This window comes from Paenibacillus sp. sgz302191 (assembly GCF_057749925.1).
In genome coordinates this window covers 18,225-38,808 of record NZ_JBYLHY010000028.1, presented here as the reverse complement: position 1 = coordinate 38,808, position 20,584 = coordinate 18,225, and the positions used below count along the sequence as shown (strand labels likewise).

Here is a 20,584-nt window from a genome sequence, read left to right as displayed (position 1 = left end):
TTATTCCACCTTTAGTTCCATAAGAATACCCACGCTCAATTCCGGATAATCAATTCCGGCTTCCAGCATAGCATGCAACACTTCTCTCGATAAACCGAGCTGCACAATTTGACTTGTGGTAATAGGTTTTAACAAAAGACCTTCAACAGTTTTAACTTTGAACCCTGTATTCTCGACAAGCTCCGTTAAAGTTTTGACACTGAAAAGCCTTTGGTGTCCTAGCGCTTTATCAGCCTCAGACAGGGCTGTTAAATCGCTAATCATTCCAGCAAAATAACCAATTCGTTTATTCAAAGCCTCATAATTAGGAACACTGACAAAAATAGATCCATCCGGTTTTAAAAATTGTTTATATTTCTTCAATATCAATTCGGGATCATCAACATGCTCCAATATGAAGCCCATTACAATAACATCAAACTTTTCCGTTGTGTCAAATTCTTCAAAGTATGAATGTAAAATGTGTACATTCTGCTTTCCATGTTTCTCGTGGAATTTTTTTATAATCTCTGTTGACCCTTCGATAACTAGATAGCGCTCGAAATGTTTACAAAACTGTACAGTCGCATAGCCATGCCCGACACCAAGCTCTAGTAGGCTCTTCTTTCCTTCCACTAGATTTAAAATTCTACCAGGATACCAATTTATAATTAGGTCATTATCAAGAGCATATAAGAAGGTATCTTCATATGCCTCTGCATATTTATCCAATTGATTTGTCATTATATACTCCCAATATATAGAATATTACTTTCATTTGTTTACGGACTTAGAACCGGCTTTCTAGGCCGGGCGTTTATTGAAAACAAACTATCCTTTCAGGTTCGTTCACGCGAAAAGCGATGTTCCACCCGCATAACTTTCCCTTAATTCCCATTTCATTTAACAAGAACAAAACGTAAATATTTATAAAGATCATCGCTCAGCGGAGAGATTGATCTTAGATACTCATCAACTGATTGCGCATCTTCAAAGGATTGACCATGCATAACCGAACCTTGACCAAGAAACCATTGAAATGAAATTTCACATTCGCTGAATCCTATTTGCATAGCATCCTGTTTAAACTGATAGGGCTCAATACCACCTAAAATATTTTTTATATATTCCGCTTTATTGAATGTATCTTTGTTGATTCCGTATTCCTTTTCTACCTTTACATCTGTATATAATACCGATGCAACTTCTTTTACAACAATATCTGACAATCCGGATTTAACATCTGATTTATCAAGCCTATTTATTTTTTCCCAAAATAATTTATTTGGCTCTAAATCAACATAAAAAATACCTCCCGGTCTCAACACTCGATAAGCTTCCTTCAAAATCGCAACATAATCCTCAACATGATGTATAAAAGAATACGCTGTAACCATATCAAAATATTCTGCTTTGAATGGAACTGCATCAGCTGATGTATTATGCAGCGTTATGTTGCCATTCGATGTATCGACTTTATCCAGCATAGCTTGCGTAACATCAACGCCATGAATCTCTTTAAACAAATCCTTTGCAAGGTCAATTATAAATCCGGTTCCACATCCCATATCCAAAAGCTTTGCCGCATTTTCAGGCCGTAGCTGTATTAAGTTATTTCTAACCTTAGCTTTATTCTCTGGTTTAAAATGAGGCTCTGTATGATAGGTATCGGCAACAATTGTATGAACCTCAATATTTGCATTAATAATCTCTGAACTCATCCTGATCTCCCCTTCTACGCATAACTATTCTTGATTTGGTTTATATAGACGATCTTCATCTCGAACAAAAAATTGTTCCATGCTCGTTGGCAATCTAGTATCAAAGCCGATGATTCTACGTGCTTGTGAGTTTAACTGATCAGATATGGCTTCTGGAATACACCGCACCCAATCCATCCTTTGTTTCATATATGGCCGACAAGCATTCATTGTTAATGAATGCCTCCAATTGTCTGTCTTATTTACCCCCGCACGGTGCCATACTCTCGCATTAATAACAATTATCGAACCTTTTGAACAAGTCAACTGTTCACAGTTTTTTTCAAAGTACTCCTCGGTAGGTACTGCAGTGCTATTATGTGATCCTGCTAGAACTTTTGTTGCGCCATTTTCAACCGTAAAATCATCTAATATCCACATGACTCCAACATTCGTCGCGTAATTTGGAATATGTCTCGGACAATCTACATGCAATCTACTTCCATAATTATCACCATGTGGAGGTAAAGAGGATGAAGTATAAGCGTACATAATCCAGTATTCCCCAAGAACAGCCCCCATTAACTTTTGCAGCCTTGTATCCTCTAATAATTTTCCAAAAGCCAGATCCTGACAAAGCAGATCATGAATTAGATATTTATCTAAAATACTACGTTCAGTACCAGCGGGCTTGTATTCCTGAATAGCCTTCATTAGCCTTTCTTTTAAGATTTCACATGAATTGTGATCTAAAAAATTTTCAAATACACTGTATCCTTTAATTTGCATATTGTATTGGTGTTCCTCTAACATCGAAGCAGAGATATCATTTAAATTCATCCTATTTTCCTCCAATTTTTTATAAAAATACGTTTTGCTTAATTATTCGGTAAGGAAATAAACTCTTTCACTGCTTGAACAATATAATCTTCTAGATTATTTTGGATAATAACATGGGACATGTTCAAATTGCTATAAAATTCTACGATGTGCAAACATGTTGCGATGTATTTAGACAAGCTCATTCTATAATCTTTCGGATCATTTAAGAAACCATCTTTCCGGGCATCTTGAAAAAGATTGTACCAATTAGAAATATTATAATAATAATAATTAGGATTATCTTGAGCTTGATCGCTGTGTCGACGGAAATAGCTTAGCGGTTCCGCAATATAAACCCCTTTCCCTTGAGCAAGGAGTTCAATCCACACAGCCAGATCGATAAGACAATTGTACCAATGATCCGTATCTTTGTATGTACCATAGTATTGAATATTACTTTTCCTAAACAAAACAGTTGTGGGCTCGCCAATAAGATTAATCATGTTTCTCAGAACATAATTTCCCAATTCTTTGCCGTCAATAATTGTATCCGTGTTAAATAATTTGGCATTATAAGCTTTCTGAGGAAGAGGTCGTCCATTTTCATCAATTATTTCTCTGTATGAAGTCACTAAGGTTATGCTAGGATCCGCTAAATAATACTCTATCATGCGTTCTATCTTCTCAGGATGAAATAAATCGTCATCCATTAAAAAATTTACATACTCTCCTTTAGCAAGTTTAAAACATTGAATAAAATTTTCCCTTTGTAACGAGGGTTCGTTTTTAATGTAAATAATATGCTTATGATTTTGCAGATAAGGCTGTAGCATTTCCTTTACTTCATCATTCGTGCTGTCGTCACTAATAATTATTTCTATATTTCTATAGGTCTGATTTAACACGCTTTGCAAAGCCAATTCTAAATAATGCGGCCTATTGTACGCGGGAATCAATACGCTGACCAGAGGCTGCTCCTGCTTAATAGCCTCCTCTATTTCTTCCAGTTTCTCATGCAGTAGCCGATAGTAGTCTCGGCTCTCTTGATAAAGCTCCCCCACCCTGTCTTCCTCATTCAATTGCCGCTCAATCTGGTTAAAATAACGGATAGCGTTGCTTATAGCTTTATGATAGTTTTCTTTGTCGGCAAAGAAACCCTTGTAGGGGCTCTCCAGCACTTGATGAGCAAGATCGCATAGTCCGCCGATGAGCATTTTTTTCGATTGAAGTTGCTGCTCTCCATGTTTACGGTAATAGCTGAGTGTCTCTGCGATATATACGGTTTTGCCTTTAGCTTGCAGGTTGCCCCATGAGGCCATGTCTACGTTACATATATATTTTCTGCCGCGGAAACACCCGAAAGGTTCTTCCAAGTCTTGCTTTCGAAACAAAACAGTTGTCGGCTCACCGATAAAATTTAATACTTGGCCCAGCATCAGTTCCCCGGCCTCGATTCCATTTATAACGGTATCTGTATCAAAAAGACGAGCGGTAGCTTGAAGCTGCCCTGCGTATTTGCCACTATCGTCAATTAATTGCCTATGTGAGGTAACGAGCGTGATCTCCTGTTCGGTATCTTCAATAAAATACTGCATCATCTTCTCGATTTTGGAAGGATGGAACAAATCGTCATCCATCAAAAAGTTTACAAACTGCCCTTTGGCCAGTTCCATACATTGAAGATCGTTATCAAACTGACCGAGATTGGCAGGATTCTTAAAATAACGGATTTGCTTGAATTTTTGCAAGTAAGGTTGAATAATTTTACTCGTTTCGTCATTGGTGCTATCGTCACACACGATAATCTCAATATTTCTATAGGTTTGTTGAAGAACACTCTGCAAAGCTAGTTCAAAATAGTAAGGTCTATTATAGGTCGGAATCATAACGCTTACTAACGGGTACAAAACACGCGCGTACTCTCCCAATAAGGTTTCTTTATCCTTTTCCCATCGCGACTGTGGAATGACAGGCTGCTCAGAGATGCACCACGGCGTACTTTGTCTGGCAACCCCCACTTCAAATCCAGCTTGCTTGAATTCCAGCGATTGAGACAGGTCAAAGCACTGATCTCCGTTGAACAAGTCTTCTCTCCAAGGCAGATCATACTGCGTTATCATCAAAAAACCATCGACCGCTTGTACTTCAACATAATCAAAGGGCACACCGCTATGTGAAACCAAGCTCATTTTATGATCGACATATTTATACATCATGCCATAAGGATTTTTGAACTCGTACGGGGATCCTGTCACTGAAATTTGGCCGCCTACCATGCCTAACATACCGAGAGACGGATGCTTTTGAAACAGCCCCACTACATCGCATATAAAACTTTTGTTCACAATGAAGGCCGATTCATGCACATAAACTTTATATTTAGCATCAGAACTACTCATCGCTTGATTGTATCCTGCTGCGATCCCGGCGGACTCCTTAACGGCAATAACCTCTACTTCAAAATCTTTAGGTATAACTAAAGAACTCAAGTACTTTAAAGACTCTTCGTAGTAATGTTCATTACTAATAGAGTAAATAAAGCAAATTTTAGTATTGTTCATGGAGAAGTCCCCTTCTTATTAAGTCAATCGTTTCAATGATTCCATCATCTTTCTCAACGATTTGCTCCAGGTAATGCAAAGCGCTTGCATGTTCACCTAGTTGATGCAGGAACATCCCAAGATTGTATAAAGCTGCTGGATTAGCAGGGTTCCACGCTAGCGATTGATTAAACAAAGGTATGACCATATCGTACAACTCGTGCTGAGCGCATACACAGCCCAACTGATTCAGCAGTTCTGCTTTATGAATAATATCCGTTTCGACCGTCTGAATGATCTCCTCAACTTGAATCTGACCATTCTGCATCACTCCAATAAACTGTTGTACAGCTTCTTCTTCATCTATATTAAATTCGATTCTTCTAAGAATATGTTTAATGGAATCCCCTTGGCTCGCTGCTTTCCTGAGTTCCAATTGAATATGTTGAAGTAAATCTTGCAGCTCTTCGTCTGGTTGACGAATCTCGTTTAAATAGCTTAAAGCAGTTTCAGACTCGCCATATCTGTAAAGGATATATCCCAGGTTGTATAACGTCGTTTCATCGCTGCTATTGAGCGCATGCGCCTGATGCAAGTAAGGCAGCACCTGCTCATGATAGCCCTGCTCATAGTGAAGAATGGCGATTTGATTCAGCAATTCGCTTGGATTGCTCGCCGTTTGCAGCAGCGTATCTATAACTTCGGAAGCATCGAACACTGCCAGCTTTTGAATTGCCGCATTCCTGGAAGTTTCGTTCAGCAAGTCCCCCAAAACCTCGGCAATGGCTCTATTCCCGATTGCTTTGACGCCAGCCCTAATCAAAAAAAACTCGATCTCATAGGCTGTGCTTGAAGGGGCTTGCGCCAGCTCCGCCAACTTTGCAATAAAACTCTGATCGTGCGCCCCCATTCTGGCCGAAGGAACTCCTGTAATACCAACATCTGTGAAACCAGCTTCATCGAACGCACGGTTAATTTCACCAAGATTGTAAAAGCCTCTTTGTTCTTTGCCGATATTTCCGGTAATGAAGCTCTTGACGGCTCGATAATGAAGAATATTAGGAACAGCCATGAGCAGCTTGCCATCCTCTTTCAAAAGCTTCCGGTAACCACTCAGTTTGTTGTGCGCATGGTCGGCCAACAACGTTCTATCCGAAAATAGTATATAATCGAAATAGTTTTCTTCAAACCTCAATTCATCTGGGCTGCTTATTTCTGCAAAATGGCCCGCTATTTGCTTGCAGACAGTATTGGTTTCCACTCCGTGAAGCTCTGCGTGAGGGTACATATGCTTGATTCGAAGCAACGTTCCGCCGCAAAGGCATCCTACATCCAAAACTCTGATTGCTTGATCCCAAGGTTTAACCAGCAGCGTGACCAAATCTTCTCGGATGATGTTGGAAGTATCGGCATCAAAATTCCATTTGTCCAGAAATTTCTCCCGGTTTGTCATCAATAATTGCACAAACCTGGAGTTGTCTTCTTTAAAAGAGGTGCTGCCATAATGATGGATAAATGTATCTCTGCAAACCATCAGTTTGTAGCCGGCGAGTACAATGCGTACGGAGTAATCGTCATCTTCATAATTTCCCGGGGTGAATCGTTCGTCCAACAGGCCGATTTCTTCCACAACTGAAGTTTTAATTAACATGCAAAAACCTACGAGTTTAAGGCATTCCTCCCATTTAGAGGAGTCGGAAACGTTATGCATAGCTGCAAAACCTTGCATCTCATCCAATGTTCCGTATGTCGTCGGAATTTTTTGATAGTATGAAATATTATTCGTGACTACGCCAACGGCCCCCACATCGTCCTTGCTGTATAAACACGCCAACATGTTGTCGAGCCAATTGGAAGTTACGATGGTATCGTTATTCAGTAATAAAATATTATCTCCGGAAGCTATCTCTATCCCTTGATTGCATGCTTTGGGGAAACCGAGGTTCTCCTGATTGGCAATTAAACGAATGTCGTTTTGTTGGGAAAGCCATGCAACAGTTTGATCGGTGGAATAATTGTCCACAACAATGATTTCGTAAGAGCCTGGTTGCGTATAAGTTCTGATACTTTCAATACATTGTTTTGTATAGTCCAACTTGTTATAAGTGGCTATTACGATACTTGTTTTCAAAGGAACTCCCCCGACTATTCAAATAAATACTGTTATTACTTAATATCGACAAACGATCTGCATTTAATTAGAATTGCGACACGATTTAACAAATTCTGATATACTGTAACAAGATTCGCATTTTAGGAGCCGTAATATCATAACCAACCATTGAGGAGAATACAATGAATCCCTTTATAAGCTTGTGCATGATCGTCAAAGACGAAGCCGAATATTTGGACAAGTGCTTGCATAGCGTCTCCGGTTGCGTTGATGAAATCATTGTGGTCGATACGGGTTCGACGGATGCTACAAAGGAAATAGCCCAACGCTATACCCCTAACGTCATCGATTTCGTTTGGAAACAAGACTTTGCCGCGGCACGCAATACTTCTATTCGCCATGCAACAGGAAAATGGATTTTGATCCTGGATGCCGATGAATACTTAGACTCCCAAGCTGCGTCTGACCTGGTCATTTTTCTAAAAAACCTTTCCGTCCAAGGCCCAACCGGCATCATCGTCCCGATCTATAATTATGTAGGACTGGCCAACTCGGGCAAAATTTCCGAATCCAGGGCGATTCGCGTGTTTAATAATAACCAGAGCATTCATTTCATCAGACCTATCCATGAGCAGTTGCACAGCTCGAAAGGCGATTTGCAGGAGATTGAAGGCTCATTCGCTATTTACCATACGGGCTACCTCCAGGATGTCATTGACGCTAAACAAAAATCATCCCGCAATATGGCCATCTTTGAGGCAATGCGAGATCAAGGCAATCTCTCGTGCTATGACTGGTTTACACTTGGAAATGAATATACCATGCAACAAAATTACCAGGAAGCTTTAAAATGCTACCACCAAGCCAATCAACCTTCCGAGGCGGATAAAAGCTGGCTGCCTCTCTGCATCGGCAATCTTATTAATTGCTGTATGAATTTGGCTGAATATACGGAAGCATATCGTCAGATCCTTGCCGCTCAAGCGAAATGGCCTTATTCTTGCGATTTTCATTGGCAAAAGGGCCATCTGCTGGCCAAACTGGGTTTTGACGGTCTTGCTCAAGATGTTCTAAGGATTTGCATGAATTTGGCCGATAATCCTGATATACCTCAATCCGAGAAGGTACTGATCAGTCCGAACTACGCCAGTTCGCTTCCGCTGCAGCAGCTTGCCGTCTTACATATGCGCAATTTCGAGCATCAAGAAGCTGTCCCTGTCTTGTCCAAACTGATCTACGTAAATCCGGATCATATAACAACGCTGAAGCAATTGTTCATCATCCTGCATTCTTTTGGCGAATCGGAAGGATTCGAATCGCTTTTGCAATCGTTCTATCCGGAGCCTCAACCGTATCAACTCATGATGATGCTCGAATTGTGCATAGAGCTGGGGCGGAAACCGTTGTCAGCTGCCTATTGGAAGCTTTGCGAGCAACGTAATGTAGAGCCACCTCTAAGGCTGAAGCTATTGTATGCGATGCTTTTTGAGAATACCTCTCTCTATCATTCGTTCATACAAGAGGAGTCACCTGCTGAAATCGACCCTGACGTCGCGTATATGGCTTTTTTATTGTGGGGGGTCTCCGGCCAAAAAACGTATGAAGATCATTTGTTAGTGAATGTGTACATGAGATTTTTTTACGCCGAACAATACCACTGCTGCGACCTACTAATCAATGAATTCAACCATTCTTCTTTCTTAAACTTGCTGGGCGACAGTTTCTTTAAAGATCGCCAATATGAACTAGCTATTGACTTCTATTCCTCCCTGCTTAATCATCAAACTCTTGACTCGCAAGGCTTTGAACATGTAGGGAGACTTTATGTCGCTCAAGGCGATCTCCTGGAAGGCCTCGATTTTATAAGAAAATCCTTGGAGCTTGACCCGCAAAATGTGACACTCTATACGTTCTTGCTCCAGCATCTGGCTGCAAGCGAAGATCGGGAAGAGGTACGGTCAATATTAGTGAATAAGTTTCCGGGGCTGAAAGATTTCCCATTTGCTTAAGGAGGATTTATGGATAAACTGCTCTCTCTTTGCATGATCGTTAGAGACGAGGAAAAAGTGTTGCGCCGCTGCCTGGATAGTGTAAAAAATTACGTTGATGAAATCGTCATTGTGGACACCGGATCCGTAGATTCAACGAAACAGATTGCTCTGGAATATACGAGCCAAGTTTTCGATTTCGAATGGATCAACGACTTCGCCGCGGCCAAGAATGAAGCTATACGGAAGGCAACTTCCAAGTGGATTTTGGTTCTGGATGCGGACGAATACGTGGATAGCACACAGATGGACCGTCTAAGGGATATGCTGGAGCAAAATGATAGCGAGATCCCGATGGGCTACATCTTAACCATTTACAACTACACCGGACCTATCAGAGAAGGGAAAATGGTGGAATCAACTGCATTGCGTTTGTTCTCCAACGATCCCGATGTTTATTTCGAGCGGGCTATTCATGAACAGGTTGTTTATAGGCACGGTGAAATCAAACAAATTTACTATCGCCTTTCCATCTTTCATACGGGGTATACACAGGAAACGAAAAAAGAAAAAAACAAGTCAAACCGCAACCTTGCCATTTTTGAAAAACTAAAAGAAACGAGACAATTCGAAGAATACGACTACTTTACGCTTGGCAACGAATATTTCGGCGTAGGAGATTTGAAGAAGGCTCTTTATTATTACAAGAGAGCTATGACTAAGAAAGCTGAAAATCAAGCTTTTATTCTGCATTGCATGAATCAAATGGTTATCACTCTTATAGAGCTGGATCGTCTTAAGGAGGCTTTGGAGGTTGTCGCGGAAGGTCTTAGACGCTTTCCCGCTTATGCCGATTACTATTGCTATAAAGCGTTGATTCTCGAAAAAATCGGACTCACTGACCTTGCAGCCGAATGGTTTGAAACGAGCCTGAAAATTGCTGCGTCCCCGGCAGGAAAAGACGGCAGATATTGGCTTGTGTCTCCCAACTACGGAAGCATTGTTCCTTTAGTGCATCTGACGAATATTTATTTATCGAAATCGGATATTCCGAAGTCCGTATCCGTATTGGCAAAACTCATTAATTTAAGTCCCGGCGATCAGAAAGTTCTTTATCAATTATTAAATTTGCTGTCTCAATATGAAAGTCCAGAATCTATCACAGCGTTCATGGAGAAAATTTTCGTGAACCCGTCTCAATCGGACATTCTTCAGCTCTTCCAGGTTAGCCTTCTGTTAGGCAACCAAGCGCTAATTGATTATTACCAACTCTTATGCGAGAAGCATCAAATCACTTTGTCCTCCCACTATCAACTGCTCGTGGCATTGATTCGAAACGACCAGCACGCGTTTGACCGTTTCGTCCAAAACATGGAGCAAGGAGAACAAAGCGAACACAATAATAAGCTGTTCGTCTTAGCGAGTTTGATATGGAATCAGCCTGCTTATGCCGGGCTTTTGCAAGAACCTAATGAGACGGAAGCATTGAATTTGGAACATTTAAAACAAATTATCTCGGTCGCGACCGATTCTCTCTCGACTGAAAATAGACATGAACCTTCATTCACTCCTTATCAGCTTAATTATATAGTTACGCTGCTGATTGATTTATTTAAGTTCGGCTACTTTGACACCTATGATTTGTTTATTCAACGCTTGCAATCCTACAATCATCTACTGGCCAATTTATTAGGCGATCATTTCTACGCCCAAAATCAGCTCCAGCTTGCCCTTGACTACTACTCCCTGCTGATTCAGGATGATCAATTGGGTGCGGTGGGGTACGAAAATTTGGGCAAGCTTTATATCAATCAGTCAGAACTTCAAGAAGGGCTGGAGTTTGTCTATAAATCGATCGAACTGAACCCAACCCAGCCTTCGATCTATGTACTTTATTTAACCCGGTGCACCGATACTGAGCTGTCAAAGGCAATGTTAACAAAATACAAAGAACAATTTCCTCATTATTACGGAATATTCATGAACCATATCACTTAACAACCGACATTATAAAAAGCCGATTTATAAGCAAAAACTTGCTCATAAATCGGCTCTTCCCATCTTTATTTTTTTTGATCAACAAAATATCCTTCAGCTTGCGTATATTGGCTCTGATAAGAATGTTTAAATTGAGCGGCGTGATTCATCTTATTGATCTGAGACTTAACCTCACCCTGAAATTTATGAAGCTTCTCATTGAACAAGGTTTCAAGACGGTTGCATTCGGAAGCAAGATGAATAATTTCCGGATCTAAGGGATCGGCTAGATCGATCTCCCCTAGCTGCTTTAATATATCCGCTTGTTTTGATTGCAATGCCTCTAAAGTGGACATCTCAGCTTCAGATTCAATATCAAGCTCTAACAACAGCCCAGTGGTTTGTTTTAGCTCTTGAAATAAGGAAAATGCCGCTTGTCCTGTAGCCATCATGATTGAACCTTCGCTACAGAATGAAGCTCCTTCATTGCGATTACCCATGTATCCCGCAATTCCGTAATCAAGTCAATACATTCTTGAAGCACATTGGTATCCAATTTAAAATTAGCGTGAAAAAGCCTTCTTTTCACGTAATCATAAATCCTTTCTAGCTGGCCCGCAATTTCGTAATTATGATTCAGTGTAATGAGTAACTCATCTATAATATTTACTGCTTTCTTAATATTCACGTTTTTAACGTTATAATCTTGATTTTGGATGCCTGATAGTGCCTGCTTCATAAACTTGATGCATCCGTTAAAAAGTAAAGTTGTTAATTCCCAAGGAGCTGCCGTGTTAACTTGCATTCTCAGATAAGTTTCCTGAGCTTGTAGATTCATGCTAGCACCTACCTTTTCTCATCAATAGTTAGCCCATTAATTTCTTGAAACTTTGCAATCAGATCAACCACTTTTTCACTCGGAATTTCTCGGATAACCTCATCCGTGTCCGCATTAATGACCTTCACTAAAATCTGCTTCGTTTTCTCGTGAATACTGTATTGAATTTTATGTCTGGCTCCCTCAAGAGTTTTATTCACTTTTTCGATGGCTTGTACGAGGGCTTTATCTGAAATACTCAATTCGTAATCATGCTTATGCAGCAATTGATTTGTCGATATCAAACCGCCTAGCTCTGTTTGAACGGAGTCAGAAGAACTATCAGGAATAGAATGCGATGTCGGATCGTTGCCAACCCGTTGCACTCCAGTTGTTATTGGTCTTAACTCCATATTGGGTCCCCCCTTCGTATCATTATAAATACTTCGAGATTGAACTTAAAACGGAATTACTCTTACCAATAGCCGAATCCATGGCGGAGAACATTTGGTAATAATAATTCTCTTTCTTATCTAATTTCGCATTAGTATCAGTAATTCGCAAGTTAAGGTCCGTGATTTGCTTTCCTATTGTGCTGGTAACATTGTCCGTAGAAGTGCCGGTCCCCCCGGCCTTCTCGATGATCTGCGACATCGTTTTGGAAACCTGATCGTACATTTTCTGTGCAATCCCGTCAGGTTGATTGGAGAACACCTGAACCACAGCGTTAGGATCAGCGCTTAAAGCTTTGCGAAGCTCATTTTCATCGAGAACAAGCTTGCCTGAGTCGCTTGTTGCAGTTGCACTGTAACTCTTTGTGGTGATGCCTATCTTATAAAGCGCATTGTACGTAGTGGAAGAGGATGAGTTTACCGTTGCGCTCACCAACGGCCTCAGACCGCTTAACGCCGATTGGAGGATATCATCGCTTCGAAGCAAACCGCTTTTTGCTTTATCCTCCCAAAGCTTGATGTCAGTATCTTTCATATCTGCTTTTTGATCGTCGCTCAGAGGTGCAAAGCCTCGATATTTATCTTCTTTTACCCTTTTATTCAGAAGATCGAGAGCATCGTTGTAAGCTGTTACGAAGTTTTTAATTTTGTTTACCGTACTATCGATATCCTGGCTGATATTGACCGATACCGGACTTGTTGTCACCTGATTTAATGTATATGTAACACCGCCAGTGGAAAATGTGTTAGAACTTCGTGTTGAGGATATGCCGTCAATAACCACTTCCGCATCGACACCCGCTTTAGCCGTAACATTATCCAGCCCTAACGCGTGCAATAATTTCCCGCTGCCGGCTGCTTCGCTCATGACGATTTGCGTATTAGCGCCGGTATCTTTAGAGGTCACAATCACTTTGTCCATCGTAGAATCATAGGACATATTTACCCCTGCTCCCGATGAATTGACTCTGGAAATAATAGAGGTCAGCGTATCGGTAGCAGAATACGATATTTTCTGACCGTTAATGGTGAAGGACAAGTCGCTGGAACTCAAGTCCGGCGCAGAATTAAATTGTGCCTGATTACTCAAGGACAACGAGAGATTTAACCGATTGGTTTGACCATTGGTAAAACCAATCGACGCAATTCCTGTATTCCCCGAAACCGAACCAACTGTGATTTGTTTCTGACCACCGACATCTCCGAACTGAATTTTACCCCCAACGTTCGTAACATTGATTTTGCCGCTGCCAAAGCTGCTGTTAATCTGATTCTGTATTTCCGCGGCTAATTGCGTCTCATCATACGTACCGTCTTGCAACGTAATTGTTCTTCCAATTCCATCGTAATTGACCGTAAATGAATTATTATTGGAGGCGCTGCTAATAGTAGTTGAAGCGCCAACTGCGCTTCCCAACATATTGTTTTGCGTAATGGAAGAATTCGTGTATGAAGTAGCTGCCGTTGCCAATGTGGTTACTGAAATGCTATGAGAGATCGAACTAGCCGTTCCATCCGCCTTTACTGTAACGGCCCCAGTGTTAGATGAAGTGGCCGAGAGCTGTTTCCAATCGCCCGACAACCTCATAGTATCCAATTGAGATTTTACAGCGGAAAGCTTCGTGTTAATCTCCCGATATAAATCTGAAGTCCATCCCAGCGTAGTCTTTTTCTGCTGCAATTTCTCCAAAGGAGCTTTTTCCGCTTTCATCAGCGAAGTAACCATTTTCTCAATATCCAACCCCGAATTCAATCCCGTTACCCGATTAACCATGTCATCACTCCCTAAATTTTAGTCTTTACTTAATTTATCGTAATTTGCTGCTCATTTATGAAGAGAATTTTGTAAAATTGATAGTCTGGAAGAAGCCTCCTCATAGTCTAAATCGGCGGCATGTTGATAATATTCCAGAGCCTTTACCAACCTGCCCGTTACTTCGTAGTATACTCCCAAATTATATGCCGCTTTAAAAGAACCGACTCCTGCAACAGAACTGTATTTTGTGGTTTCGCCAATTTCAAGCGCTTGTTTAAAATAAATTTCAATAGCGCCAATGTCCCCTGTATCCATTGCCAAAAGCCCAAGCAGAAATGGCATATCAGGAAATTGGGGATAGTTCGGGGCAAATTGCTTTAACAAGCCGGCAGCTTCAACGAACTTTCCCTGCTCTTTAAGTACGTAGCCCAACATCACTACCATGACCGGAAAATACAAAGAAGAGGTTTCATCTATGTTTAAACTGAGACAAAGCTGGCGCTCCGCCTCGATATAATTTTCCATACTATAGTATAACTTACCTAATTGATACCGCATGTAACCGTCATCAGGATACTTCTCCAGGTGAGAGAAGTACATAGGCAAGTAACGATTCGCTTTATCCTTCTCCAAATAAATATCGTTGCCGTAACCGTAATGCGTAATGACGAGTCCTGTATCTTCGAACAAAGCCCGCTGTGAGTTAAAATATACTTGCTCATGAACAATTCCGTGAAATTTGTACTCCGAACGGTTCGGGTAAAAGCGAACCATCCGATGATGTTTGACCCCGTCTTTCGTAATATTGTTCAAAATAACGGAACCGGCCGAATCGGGATATTTACAAATAAATTGTTGCAACACCTCCATCGTGTTGCCCGGCAATTCCTCATCTGCATCTAGGAATAGAATAAAATCTCCGGTCGCATGTGAAGCGCAATAGTTTCTTGCCTCTGAAAAGTCATTGTTCCATGCATAACTGAACGTGCGGGCACCAAAATTCTTAGCAATTTCTAAGCTTCGGTCTTGAGAACCTGTGTCCAGAACGATCGTCTCGAACTCTCTCGGTATACTCGATAATGATCTCTTTAACTGCTTCTCTTCATCTTTAACGATCATGCACACGGTGATTTCCATAAGTCCCCCTTAGTAAACAAGAAGCCCATTACAATGTAATGGGCTTCTTCGGAACGATCCACTAAAATTAGCGGAGCAATTGAAGCACACCTTGAGTTCCTTGGTTTGCTTGCGCCAGCATCGATGTGGAAGCTTGTTGCAGGATGTTCAGTTTCGTGTAGTTCATCATTTCTTTCGCCATGTCTGTATCGCGGATACGGGACTCGGCTGCTTGCAGGTTCTCGGTAGTAGTTCCGAGGTTGTTGAATGTGTGCTCCAATTGGTTTTGGATAGCACCGAATCCGGAACGAGCAGAGTTTACTTTCAGGATGTCGCTGTCGATGTTAGCCAAAGCCGTGCTTGCGTTAGCCATTGATGTAAGGTCTTTACCGCTGATGCTAAGCGAAGACAATTGGATGTCTTGCAGAGATACTGTAACGATATCTCCGGCTTTGTCGCCGATTTGAATAGTAACTCCGCTTGTGCTGTTCAGAACGTTGATACCGTTGAAGTTAGTTTTCTTAGCAATGTTGTCGATCGCTGTGCTAAGGGACTTGAACTCGGAATCGATTGCAGCAAGGTCGGAACCATTGTATGTACCGGTGGAAGCTTTAACCGCCAGTTCTTTCATACGGGACAACATGTCGGAAACTTCGTTCATCGCGCCCTCTGCAGTTTGTACCAAGGATACGCCGTCTTGAGCGTTTGTTTGTGCTTGGTTCAAAGCTCTGATTTGAGTACGCATTTTCTCGGAGATCGAGAGACCAGCAGCATCGTCAGCAGCACGGTTAATTTTGTAACCGGAAGACAATTTCTCACTGGATTTACCTTGAGCGATGTTGTTGGATTGCAAGTTGCGGTGTGCGTTCATTGCGTTAAGATTGTGGTTGATAATCATGGATAATTTCCTCCCTGAATGTATAATTCCACTTCCATGTGGAGTAGGCTTAAAGCCTTACATTATTATATATCGGAAGGGCCGGTTGATTAGTTTATAGCTTTTTAGGCTTCTTGCTATTTTTTTTTGAATTTCGCCATATTTTTCAACTGCTCGGGATCGATTTTTACTTTTGCCGCTTCTATGTTGCTGGATTGGATCGAATCGTATACTTCTTTTCGCAGAATGTTAATCTCTTGCGGCGCCTTAATAGCAACTTTAACTTGATCGCCATCAATTGCCGAAATCAAAATTTCAATATTGTTGCCGATAAGTATGGATTGACCCCTTTTTCTGGAAAGTATGAGCATCCGTTTATTCACCGCTCTCTATCAGGCTGCTTGTAAACAAAGGTTCGTTTGTCTTGTATGCGCTTTGCGGCGGAAGGACGACTTGCCTCCCAATCATCGTTCTAATATTAATGACGATCGGGGCTAATAAGTTAATCGTCGATTCTGCGAATTGCTCATGAATGGTAATGATGGCCGCAACAAAAATGTCCTCCTGAGTTTCGACCTGCAAGGCTGTTTTTACTTTTTCCTCCAGCTCAAACGAGTACCGCTCATGGAAAGAAAAAGGCGATGCAATTAAAAAAGATATCTCCGGCTCGGTTAAGCTTTGCATATAGGCAAACTGTTCGTTTTCTTCAACGATTGAAATTTGAAATTCATTGAGCGTATCGAATCCAAGGATACTTCCCTGCATTTGAATAACGGAATCATGTAGTACAGCTAACATCTTTTCGGGCTCCTTCCACGAAACAGAACAATGCTATAGCCTTGGCTATAGCATTGCCTTTTTATTTGTAAAAATCATATTGGCTGACCTGGATATCAATGGAATTCATTTGCTTCATATAGATTTCCACCGATCCCGGATTATACTGAATATCCGGTTTTTTAGGCGTATATTCAATGATGGCTTTTTGCGGATCGATTTGAATAATAGGCGCGTTGGCTTGATAATATACCTTCACGTTCATATTGGAAGCCTCGGTAGCATACTCCACCGGATTAGGAGCGTGCATATTGTCATAAGCAATTTCGGCAAAGGCATTTTTGGAGTTCGTAATTTGCGCCATCCGATTCCCTTCTTCCACTATCCTGGCAATTCCTTGAAGAGCAATATTCGAGCCCTGGCTGTATATATTGCTCATGAATTGCAAATGCGGACCTTCAGCCAGCGCGCTCCAGGCTGCCGTCGAATCAATTTCCAATTGACCTGCCGGTTGTTGTATGCTAACTTCAGCTTTTGGTTGCTCAATGGACAACTCTCCGCGCTTAGACTCCGTCTCTTGACTGGCATTATGTGTATTAATGCCAATCTGACCGTAAGTTTGGCTAATCGATAAACGTAAAAGGTTCATTTAAAAACCTCCTTGCAAACTACTTATCGGAGATAATCCAGCAGGCTCGGTTGTATGATCTTTGCCCCGGTCGACAAAGAAGCCTGATAAACGCTTTCTTCCGATTTCAGCTTCGTAATCGTTTCGGCCATATCGGCGTCTTCCGTCAAAGCATCAAGGCTGTTTAAGTTCAGGTCCATATCCTTAGTGCGATTATCAATCAGCTCGAGACGATTGCCCCTAGCGCCAACTTCCGACCTAACTTCAAGAACTTTCGTTATTCTTGAACCCAGCTTATCGAACAACGCCGTTGCAGTAACTTGATCGCCTGTTGAAAAAGCATTCTGAAGTCCCTTCAAAACTGAAAACAAGTTATCTGTATCGGATGGCTGGCCGAACACTTCATTCCCGGTAACATTAGTAGGAATAACCACACCGGCTGCGAACTGCGAGAGAATCTCGCCGGAGTCGGTTGACTCCGTCATCGCTCCTGCAGCTGTGTAAGGCTTGATGTCTGTTTTTTGTCCGTTAAAAATATATTTCCCATTAAGTTGATCGTTGCCTAATGTGACCGCTTGCTCATAGATTTGACCCAATTCCTCAGCAATGGCGTCCAAAGCCGATTGCGGATTCGTTCCGTTCAACCCTCTTGTTGCCAGCTCATTAGCCCGTTGAGCCAGATCGCCAAGCTGGCCTAATACGGTGTCCGTATGTTCAACCTGAGACTTGGCCATATCTACATTTTTTTGATACTGATCATTAAAGGAGATTTCGCTGCGATATCTTAGTGCAAATGTAATTCCGACAGGATCGTCGGACGGTTTATTGATCTTTTTCCCTGTGGACTCCTGATTCTGAAGATTGTTCATGCGCAACAAGTTATTGTTGATATTACCCAGCAATTGCATCGTGGTCATGGATTGGGTTACACGCAATGACATGATTAAACCTCCCGGAAGCTTTCTTTATCAACCATCTAAAGCCCTACTCTACCCATACCGTTAATCACTTTATTCAAATTTTCATCAAAGGTGGTCATTACACGCGCAGCAGCGGAGTAAGCATGCTGGTACATGATCAAGTTGGACATCTCTTCATCAAGCGAAACCCCGCTTACGGACTGGCGACTTGAGTTTACTTGATCAATCAATGCCTTCTGGTTCTGGGCAATACGATTGGCTCCCTCAGCCTGGACGCCCAGTTGGCCGACCGTCGAATTATAATAACTGCCAATAGTAGTCTGGTTTGAGCTGGCGGAGGTTCCAAACTCAAATTTCGTGTCTTTCAATTGGGAAATCAGAAGAGCCATTGTATTGTTGCCGATGACCGGCGATTCGGTACCGCTCGCAGTCGATGTTCGTATGGACGTAGATATCAGACTTACATTAGCTTGAATAGCGGGATTCAGTTGAATGTTTGAGGCCGTTATCGTACCTCCACCCGAGGAAGTAAAGAAGTCGCCGGCAACGGTCGTGCTATTGGAGATATATCCAAGCTTATGAAGGCCATTCAAACCATTCACCTGAACCGTTAAGTCACTTGTCAACGTACGTGAAGCGCCGGAATACGTTACCCCATTGAGTATCGTTCCTTCCGGAAGTACAGAACCTTTTGGAATAGTAACTGTAATTTGCCCGTTTGCCAACGTGTTCGCCAACGTATCCAATTGGGTCTGGTAGTCCTTAACAATCTTGTCTCTGGAGTTAATCATTCCATAGACTGAACCGCTGGTAAGATCACCGCTGGTATAGGCTTGCTCCAGTGTGGTATTGCTAATCGTATTGGCGGTATCTCCGGTAACCAAGTTCGTGGACCCCATCGAGATCGTATAGCCTTGATCTGTTCGCTGCACACTGATGTTCACAATGTTGGAAAGCTGATCAGTCAGCAAGTCCCGCTGATCCCGCAAGTCGTTGGCGTCATCCCCGAGACTTTCTATTTTTTTAATCTGATCGTTCAAACTTGCTATCTGAGCCGTTTTGTTATTGATATTAGCTGCTTCTACGCCTACGTTTGTTGTCAAGTCGTTGCTCAGATCGGACAAACTCTTGCTTACGTAATGAAAAGTGTCCGTTAGCGCCATCGCATTCTCGCTGACAATCTTACGGGCATCAAGGTTCTCCGGGTTTTTGCTTAAATCGGACCAGCCGTTCCAAAATTTGCTCAATACCGTTTGCAAGCCTGAATCGGACGGTTCGTTAAAAACCTTTTCCAGCTTCGAAAGCGTATCCTGCTGGATGGTCCAGCTCCCGTATTCTTTGTTCTCATTACGGTACTGGTCGTCCAGGAAATTTTCACGAATCCTTGTAACAGACGTGTACTCGACCCCAGTACCCAATTGCCCGGGCGCATTAGAGCGCATATAGCCGGGAGCCTCGATCGGTATGGACGCAACCATATTGACTCTTTGCCTGGAATACCCTTCCGTATTCGCATTTGCAATATTATGTCCGGTTGTGTTCAAAGCAGCAGTCTGTGTGAATAACGATCTCTTTGCCGTCTCTAATCCCATAAAGGTTGAAGTCATAACAGTTCTCCTCCTTATGCTTTGGTATCGAAATAACCGGTTCTTTTTAACTGATTCCGATGCAGGACAGGGTTGCTATAAAACAAATCATCCCCCTCGTCTCCTGTGATCAGGTTCAGCGAATAATCGATGAACGATAGCGATTGCTTGATCATTTGCTGATTCAGTTCGTTAATCTTCTTGAGTTCATTCAACTTGAGCAGCAATGACTGTTGTAAAGTTTGAAGAGCCGTTTTATCCTCGGCTTTGAACACGACTTTGGCCAAGTCGCTGACCGTTACATTGGGGTTGGGATAAAATCCCCGGGAAATCAAATAAGTTCCGATCTCCATGACTCGTTGTTTCTCAAGGGCTTCCATTTGTTTGACCAGCTTGCTTTCCTTGAGTACAATCTGATTCATAAGCTCCACATCATTGACGATAAGAGCTTCTTTTTTTTGCAAGCCCAATTCCAAAAGCAAGTCTTGGATATCAATCAACTGTTCCATAGTTGTAATAACCGGCTCAAGCGACAA

Annotated in this window: 19 protein-coding genes; 2 read left to right on the top strand and 17 right to left on the bottom strand. The window is 41.9% G+C overall.

Annotated features, from left to right (window positions below):
• The 5 genes from AC3G2T_RS29915 to AC3G2T_RS29895 form a co-directional block, all read right to left on the bottom strand.
• Positions 1 to 723 carry a class I SAM-dependent methyltransferase gene (locus tag AC3G2T_RS29915; protein WP_474684325.1) on the bottom strand — a complete coding sequence of 241 codons (723 nt, stop codon included), beginning with the start codon at positions 721 to 723 and terminating at the stop codon, positions 1 to 3.
• Between the two features lie 155 nt (positions 724 to 878).
• Positions 879 to 1,700 (bottom strand): class I SAM-dependent methyltransferase, encoded by an 822-nt coding sequence (locus tag AC3G2T_RS29910; RefSeq protein WP_474684326.1) that lies wholly within the window; start codon positions 1,698 to 1,700, stop codon positions 879 to 881.
• Between the two features lie 24 nt (positions 1,701 to 1,724).
• A complete protein-coding gene (locus AC3G2T_RS29905; protein WP_474684327.1) occupies positions 1,725 to 2,519 on the bottom strand; it encodes a phytanoyl-CoA dioxygenase family protein in 795 nt (264 codons plus the stop codon).
• 38 nt (positions 2,520 to 2,557) lie between these two features.
• Positions 2,558 to 5,062, bottom strand: a complete 2,505-nt coding sequence (locus AC3G2T_RS29900) for a glycosyltransferase (RefSeq protein ID WP_488437822.1) — start codon at positions 5,060 to 5,062, stop codon at positions 2,558 to 2,560.
• Positions 5,049 to 7,172: a glycosyltransferase gene (locus AC3G2T_RS29895; RefSeq protein ID WP_474684328.1), complete on the bottom strand. Its 2,124-nt coding sequence runs from the start codon at positions 7,170 to 7,172 to the stop codon at positions 5,049 to 5,051. Before AC3G2T_RS29895 ends, AC3G2T_RS29900 begins: the two co-directional genes overlap by 14 nt.
• 164 nt (positions 7,173 to 7,336) lie before the next feature.
• Between AC3G2T_RS29895 and AC3G2T_RS29890 the strand changes: the two genes are divergently transcribed.
• Together AC3G2T_RS29890 and AC3G2T_RS29885 are read left to right on the top strand one after the other, a co-directional pair.
• Positions 7,337 to 9,163, top strand: a complete 1,827-nt coding sequence (locus AC3G2T_RS29890; protein WP_474684329.1) for a glycosyltransferase — start codon at positions 7,337 to 7,339, stop codon at positions 9,161 to 9,163.
• Between the two features lie 9 nt (positions 9,164 to 9,172).
• Positions 9,173 to 11,140, top strand: a complete 1,968-nt coding sequence (locus AC3G2T_RS29885) for a tetratricopeptide repeat-containing glycosyltransferase family 2 protein (RefSeq protein ID WP_474684330.1) — start codon at positions 9,173 to 9,175, stop codon at positions 11,138 to 11,140.
• 65 nt (positions 11,141 to 11,205) lie between these two features.
• On the opposite strand, the gene AC3G2T_RS29880 is transcribed toward AC3G2T_RS29885, so the two are convergent.
• The 12 genes from AC3G2T_RS29880 to AC3G2T_RS29825 all read right to left on the bottom strand — a co-directional run bounded on the left by AC3G2T_RS29880 (position 11,206) and on the right by AC3G2T_RS29825 (position 20,584).
• Entirely contained in the window at positions 11,206 to 11,571 is a 366-nt protein-coding gene (locus tag AC3G2T_RS29880) for a hypothetical protein (protein WP_474684331.1), read from the bottom strand.
• Positions 11,568 to 11,957 carry a flagellar export chaperone FliS gene (gene fliS, locus AC3G2T_RS29875; RefSeq protein ID WP_474684332.1) on the bottom strand — a complete coding sequence of 130 codons (390 nt, stop codon included), beginning with the start codon at positions 11,955 to 11,957 and terminating at the stop codon, positions 11,568 to 11,570. The genes AC3G2T_RS29880 and fliS overlap by 4 nt, the downstream gene beginning before the upstream one ends.
• Positions 11,958 to 11,965: 8 nt before the next feature.
• Entirely contained in the window at positions 11,966 to 12,349 is a 384-nt protein-coding gene (locus AC3G2T_RS29870; protein ID WP_474684333.1) for a flagellar protein FlaG, read from the bottom strand.
• A gap of 22 nt (positions 12,350 to 12,371) precedes the next feature.
• On the bottom strand, positions 12,372 to 14,162 hold the full coding sequence (gene fliD / locus AC3G2T_RS29865; RefSeq protein WP_474684334.1) for a flagellar filament capping protein FliD: 1,791 nt from the start codon (positions 14,160 to 14,162) through the stop codon (positions 12,372 to 12,374).
• A 51-nt stretch (positions 14,163 to 14,213) separates the two neighbouring features.
• Positions 14,214 to 15,281, bottom strand: a complete 1,068-nt coding sequence (locus AC3G2T_RS29860; protein WP_474684335.1) for a tetratricopeptide repeat-containing glycosyltransferase family 2 protein — start codon at positions 15,279 to 15,281, stop codon at positions 14,214 to 14,216.
• Positions 15,282 to 15,348: 67 nt separating this feature from the next.
• On the bottom strand, positions 15,349 to 16,158 hold the full coding sequence (locus AC3G2T_RS29855) for a flagellin N-terminal helical domain-containing protein (protein WP_474684336.1): 810 nt from the start codon (positions 16,156 to 16,158) through the stop codon (positions 15,349 to 15,351).
• Between the two features lie 116 nt (positions 16,159 to 16,274).
• Positions 16,275 to 16,508, bottom strand: coding sequence for a carbon storage regulator CsrA (gene csrA / locus AC3G2T_RS29850; RefSeq protein WP_474684337.1), 234 nt, complete (start codon positions 16,506 to 16,508; stop codon positions 16,275 to 16,277).
• Positions 16,509 to 16,512: 4 nt separating this feature from the next.
• Positions 16,513 to 16,935 carry a flagellar assembly protein FliW gene (fliW, locus tag AC3G2T_RS29845; protein WP_474684338.1) on the bottom strand — a complete coding sequence of 141 codons (423 nt, stop codon included), beginning with the start codon at positions 16,933 to 16,935 and terminating at the stop codon, positions 16,513 to 16,515.
• Between the two features lie 61 nt (positions 16,936 to 16,996).
• Positions 16,997 to 17,563, bottom strand: coding sequence for a DUF6470 family protein (locus AC3G2T_RS29840; protein ID WP_474684339.1), 567 nt, complete (start codon positions 17,561 to 17,563; stop codon positions 16,997 to 16,999).
• 23 nt (positions 17,564 to 17,586) lie between these two features.
• Positions 17,587 to 18,483 (bottom strand): flagellar hook-associated protein FlgL, encoded by an 897-nt coding sequence (flgL, locus tag AC3G2T_RS29835; protein ID WP_474684340.1) that lies wholly within the window; start codon positions 18,481 to 18,483, stop codon positions 17,587 to 17,589.
• A 35-nt stretch (positions 18,484 to 18,518) separates the two neighbouring features.
• Positions 18,519 to 20,069 (bottom strand): flagellar hook-associated protein FlgK, encoded by a 1,551-nt coding sequence (flgK, locus tag AC3G2T_RS29830; RefSeq protein WP_474684341.1) that lies wholly within the window; start codon positions 20,067 to 20,069, stop codon positions 18,519 to 18,521.
• A gap of 14 nt (positions 20,070 to 20,083) precedes the next feature.
• Entirely contained in the window at positions 20,084 to 20,584 is a 501-nt protein-coding gene (locus tag AC3G2T_RS29825) for a flagellar protein FlgN (RefSeq protein WP_474684342.1), read from the bottom strand.

Excerpts from the sequence above, each read along its gene's own strand:
- AC3G2T_RS29855 (WP_474684336.1), bottom strand. The coding sequence starts at position 16,158 with ATGATTATCAACCACAATCTTAACGCAATGAACGCACACCGCAACTTG.
- AC3G2T_RS29840 (WP_474684339.1), bottom strand. The coding sequence starts at position 17,563 with ATGAACCTTTTACGTTTATCGATTAGCCAAACTTACGGTCAGATTGGC.
- AC3G2T_RS29885 (WP_474684330.1), top strand. The coding sequence starts at position 9,173 with ATGGATAAACTGCTCTCTCTTTGCATGATCGTTAGAGACGAGGAAAAA.
- csrA (WP_474684337.1), bottom strand. The coding sequence starts at position 16,508 with ATGCTCATACTTTCCAGAAAAAGGGGTCAATCCATACTTATCGGCAAC.
- fliW (WP_474684338.1), bottom strand. The coding sequence starts at position 16,935 with ATGTTAGCTGTACTACATGATTCCGTTATTCAAATGCAGGGAAGTATC.
- AC3G2T_RS29860 (WP_474684335.1), bottom strand. The coding sequence starts at position 15,281 with ATGGAAATCACCGTGTGCATGATCGTTAAAGATGAAGAGAAGCAGTTA.
- AC3G2T_RS29870 (WP_474684333.1), bottom strand. The coding sequence starts at position 12,349 with ATGGAGTTAAGACCAATAACAACTGGAGTGCAACGGGTTGGCAACGAT.
- AC3G2T_RS29915 (WP_474684325.1), bottom strand. The coding sequence starts at position 723 with ATGACAAATCAATTGGATAAATATGCAGAGGCATATGAAGATACCTTC.
- AC3G2T_RS29880 (WP_474684331.1), bottom strand. The coding sequence starts at position 11,571 with ATGATGGCTACAGGACAAGCGGCATTTTCCTTATTTCAAGAGCTAAAA.
- flgK (WP_474684341.1), bottom strand. The coding sequence starts at position 20,069 with ATGACTTCAACCTTTATGGGATTAGAGACGGCAAAGAGATCGTTATTC.
- flgL (WP_474684340.1), bottom strand. The coding sequence starts at position 18,483 with ATGTCATTGCGTGTAACCCAATCCATGACCACGATGCAATTGCTGGGT.
- fliD (WP_474684334.1), bottom strand. The coding sequence starts at position 14,162 with ATGGTTAATCGGGTAACGGGATTGAATTCGGGGTTGGATATTGAGAAA.
- fliS (WP_474684332.1), bottom strand. The coding sequence starts at position 11,957 with ATGAATCTACAAGCTCAGGAAACTTATCTGAGAATGCAAGTTAACACG.
- AC3G2T_RS29890 (WP_474684329.1), top strand. The coding sequence starts at position 7,337 with ATGAATCCCTTTATAAGCTTGTGCATGATCGTCAAAGACGAAGCCGAA.
- AC3G2T_RS29900 (WP_488437822.1), bottom strand. The coding sequence starts at position 5,062 with ATGAACAATACTAAAATTTGCTTTATTTACTCTATTAGTAATGAACAT.
- AC3G2T_RS29910 (WP_474684326.1), bottom strand. The coding sequence starts at position 1,700 with ATGAGTTCAGAGATTATTAATGCAAATATTGAGGTTCATACAATTGTT.
- AC3G2T_RS29905 (WP_474684327.1), bottom strand. The coding sequence starts at position 2,519 with ATGAATTTAAATGATATCTCTGCTTCGATGTTAGAGGAACACCAATAC.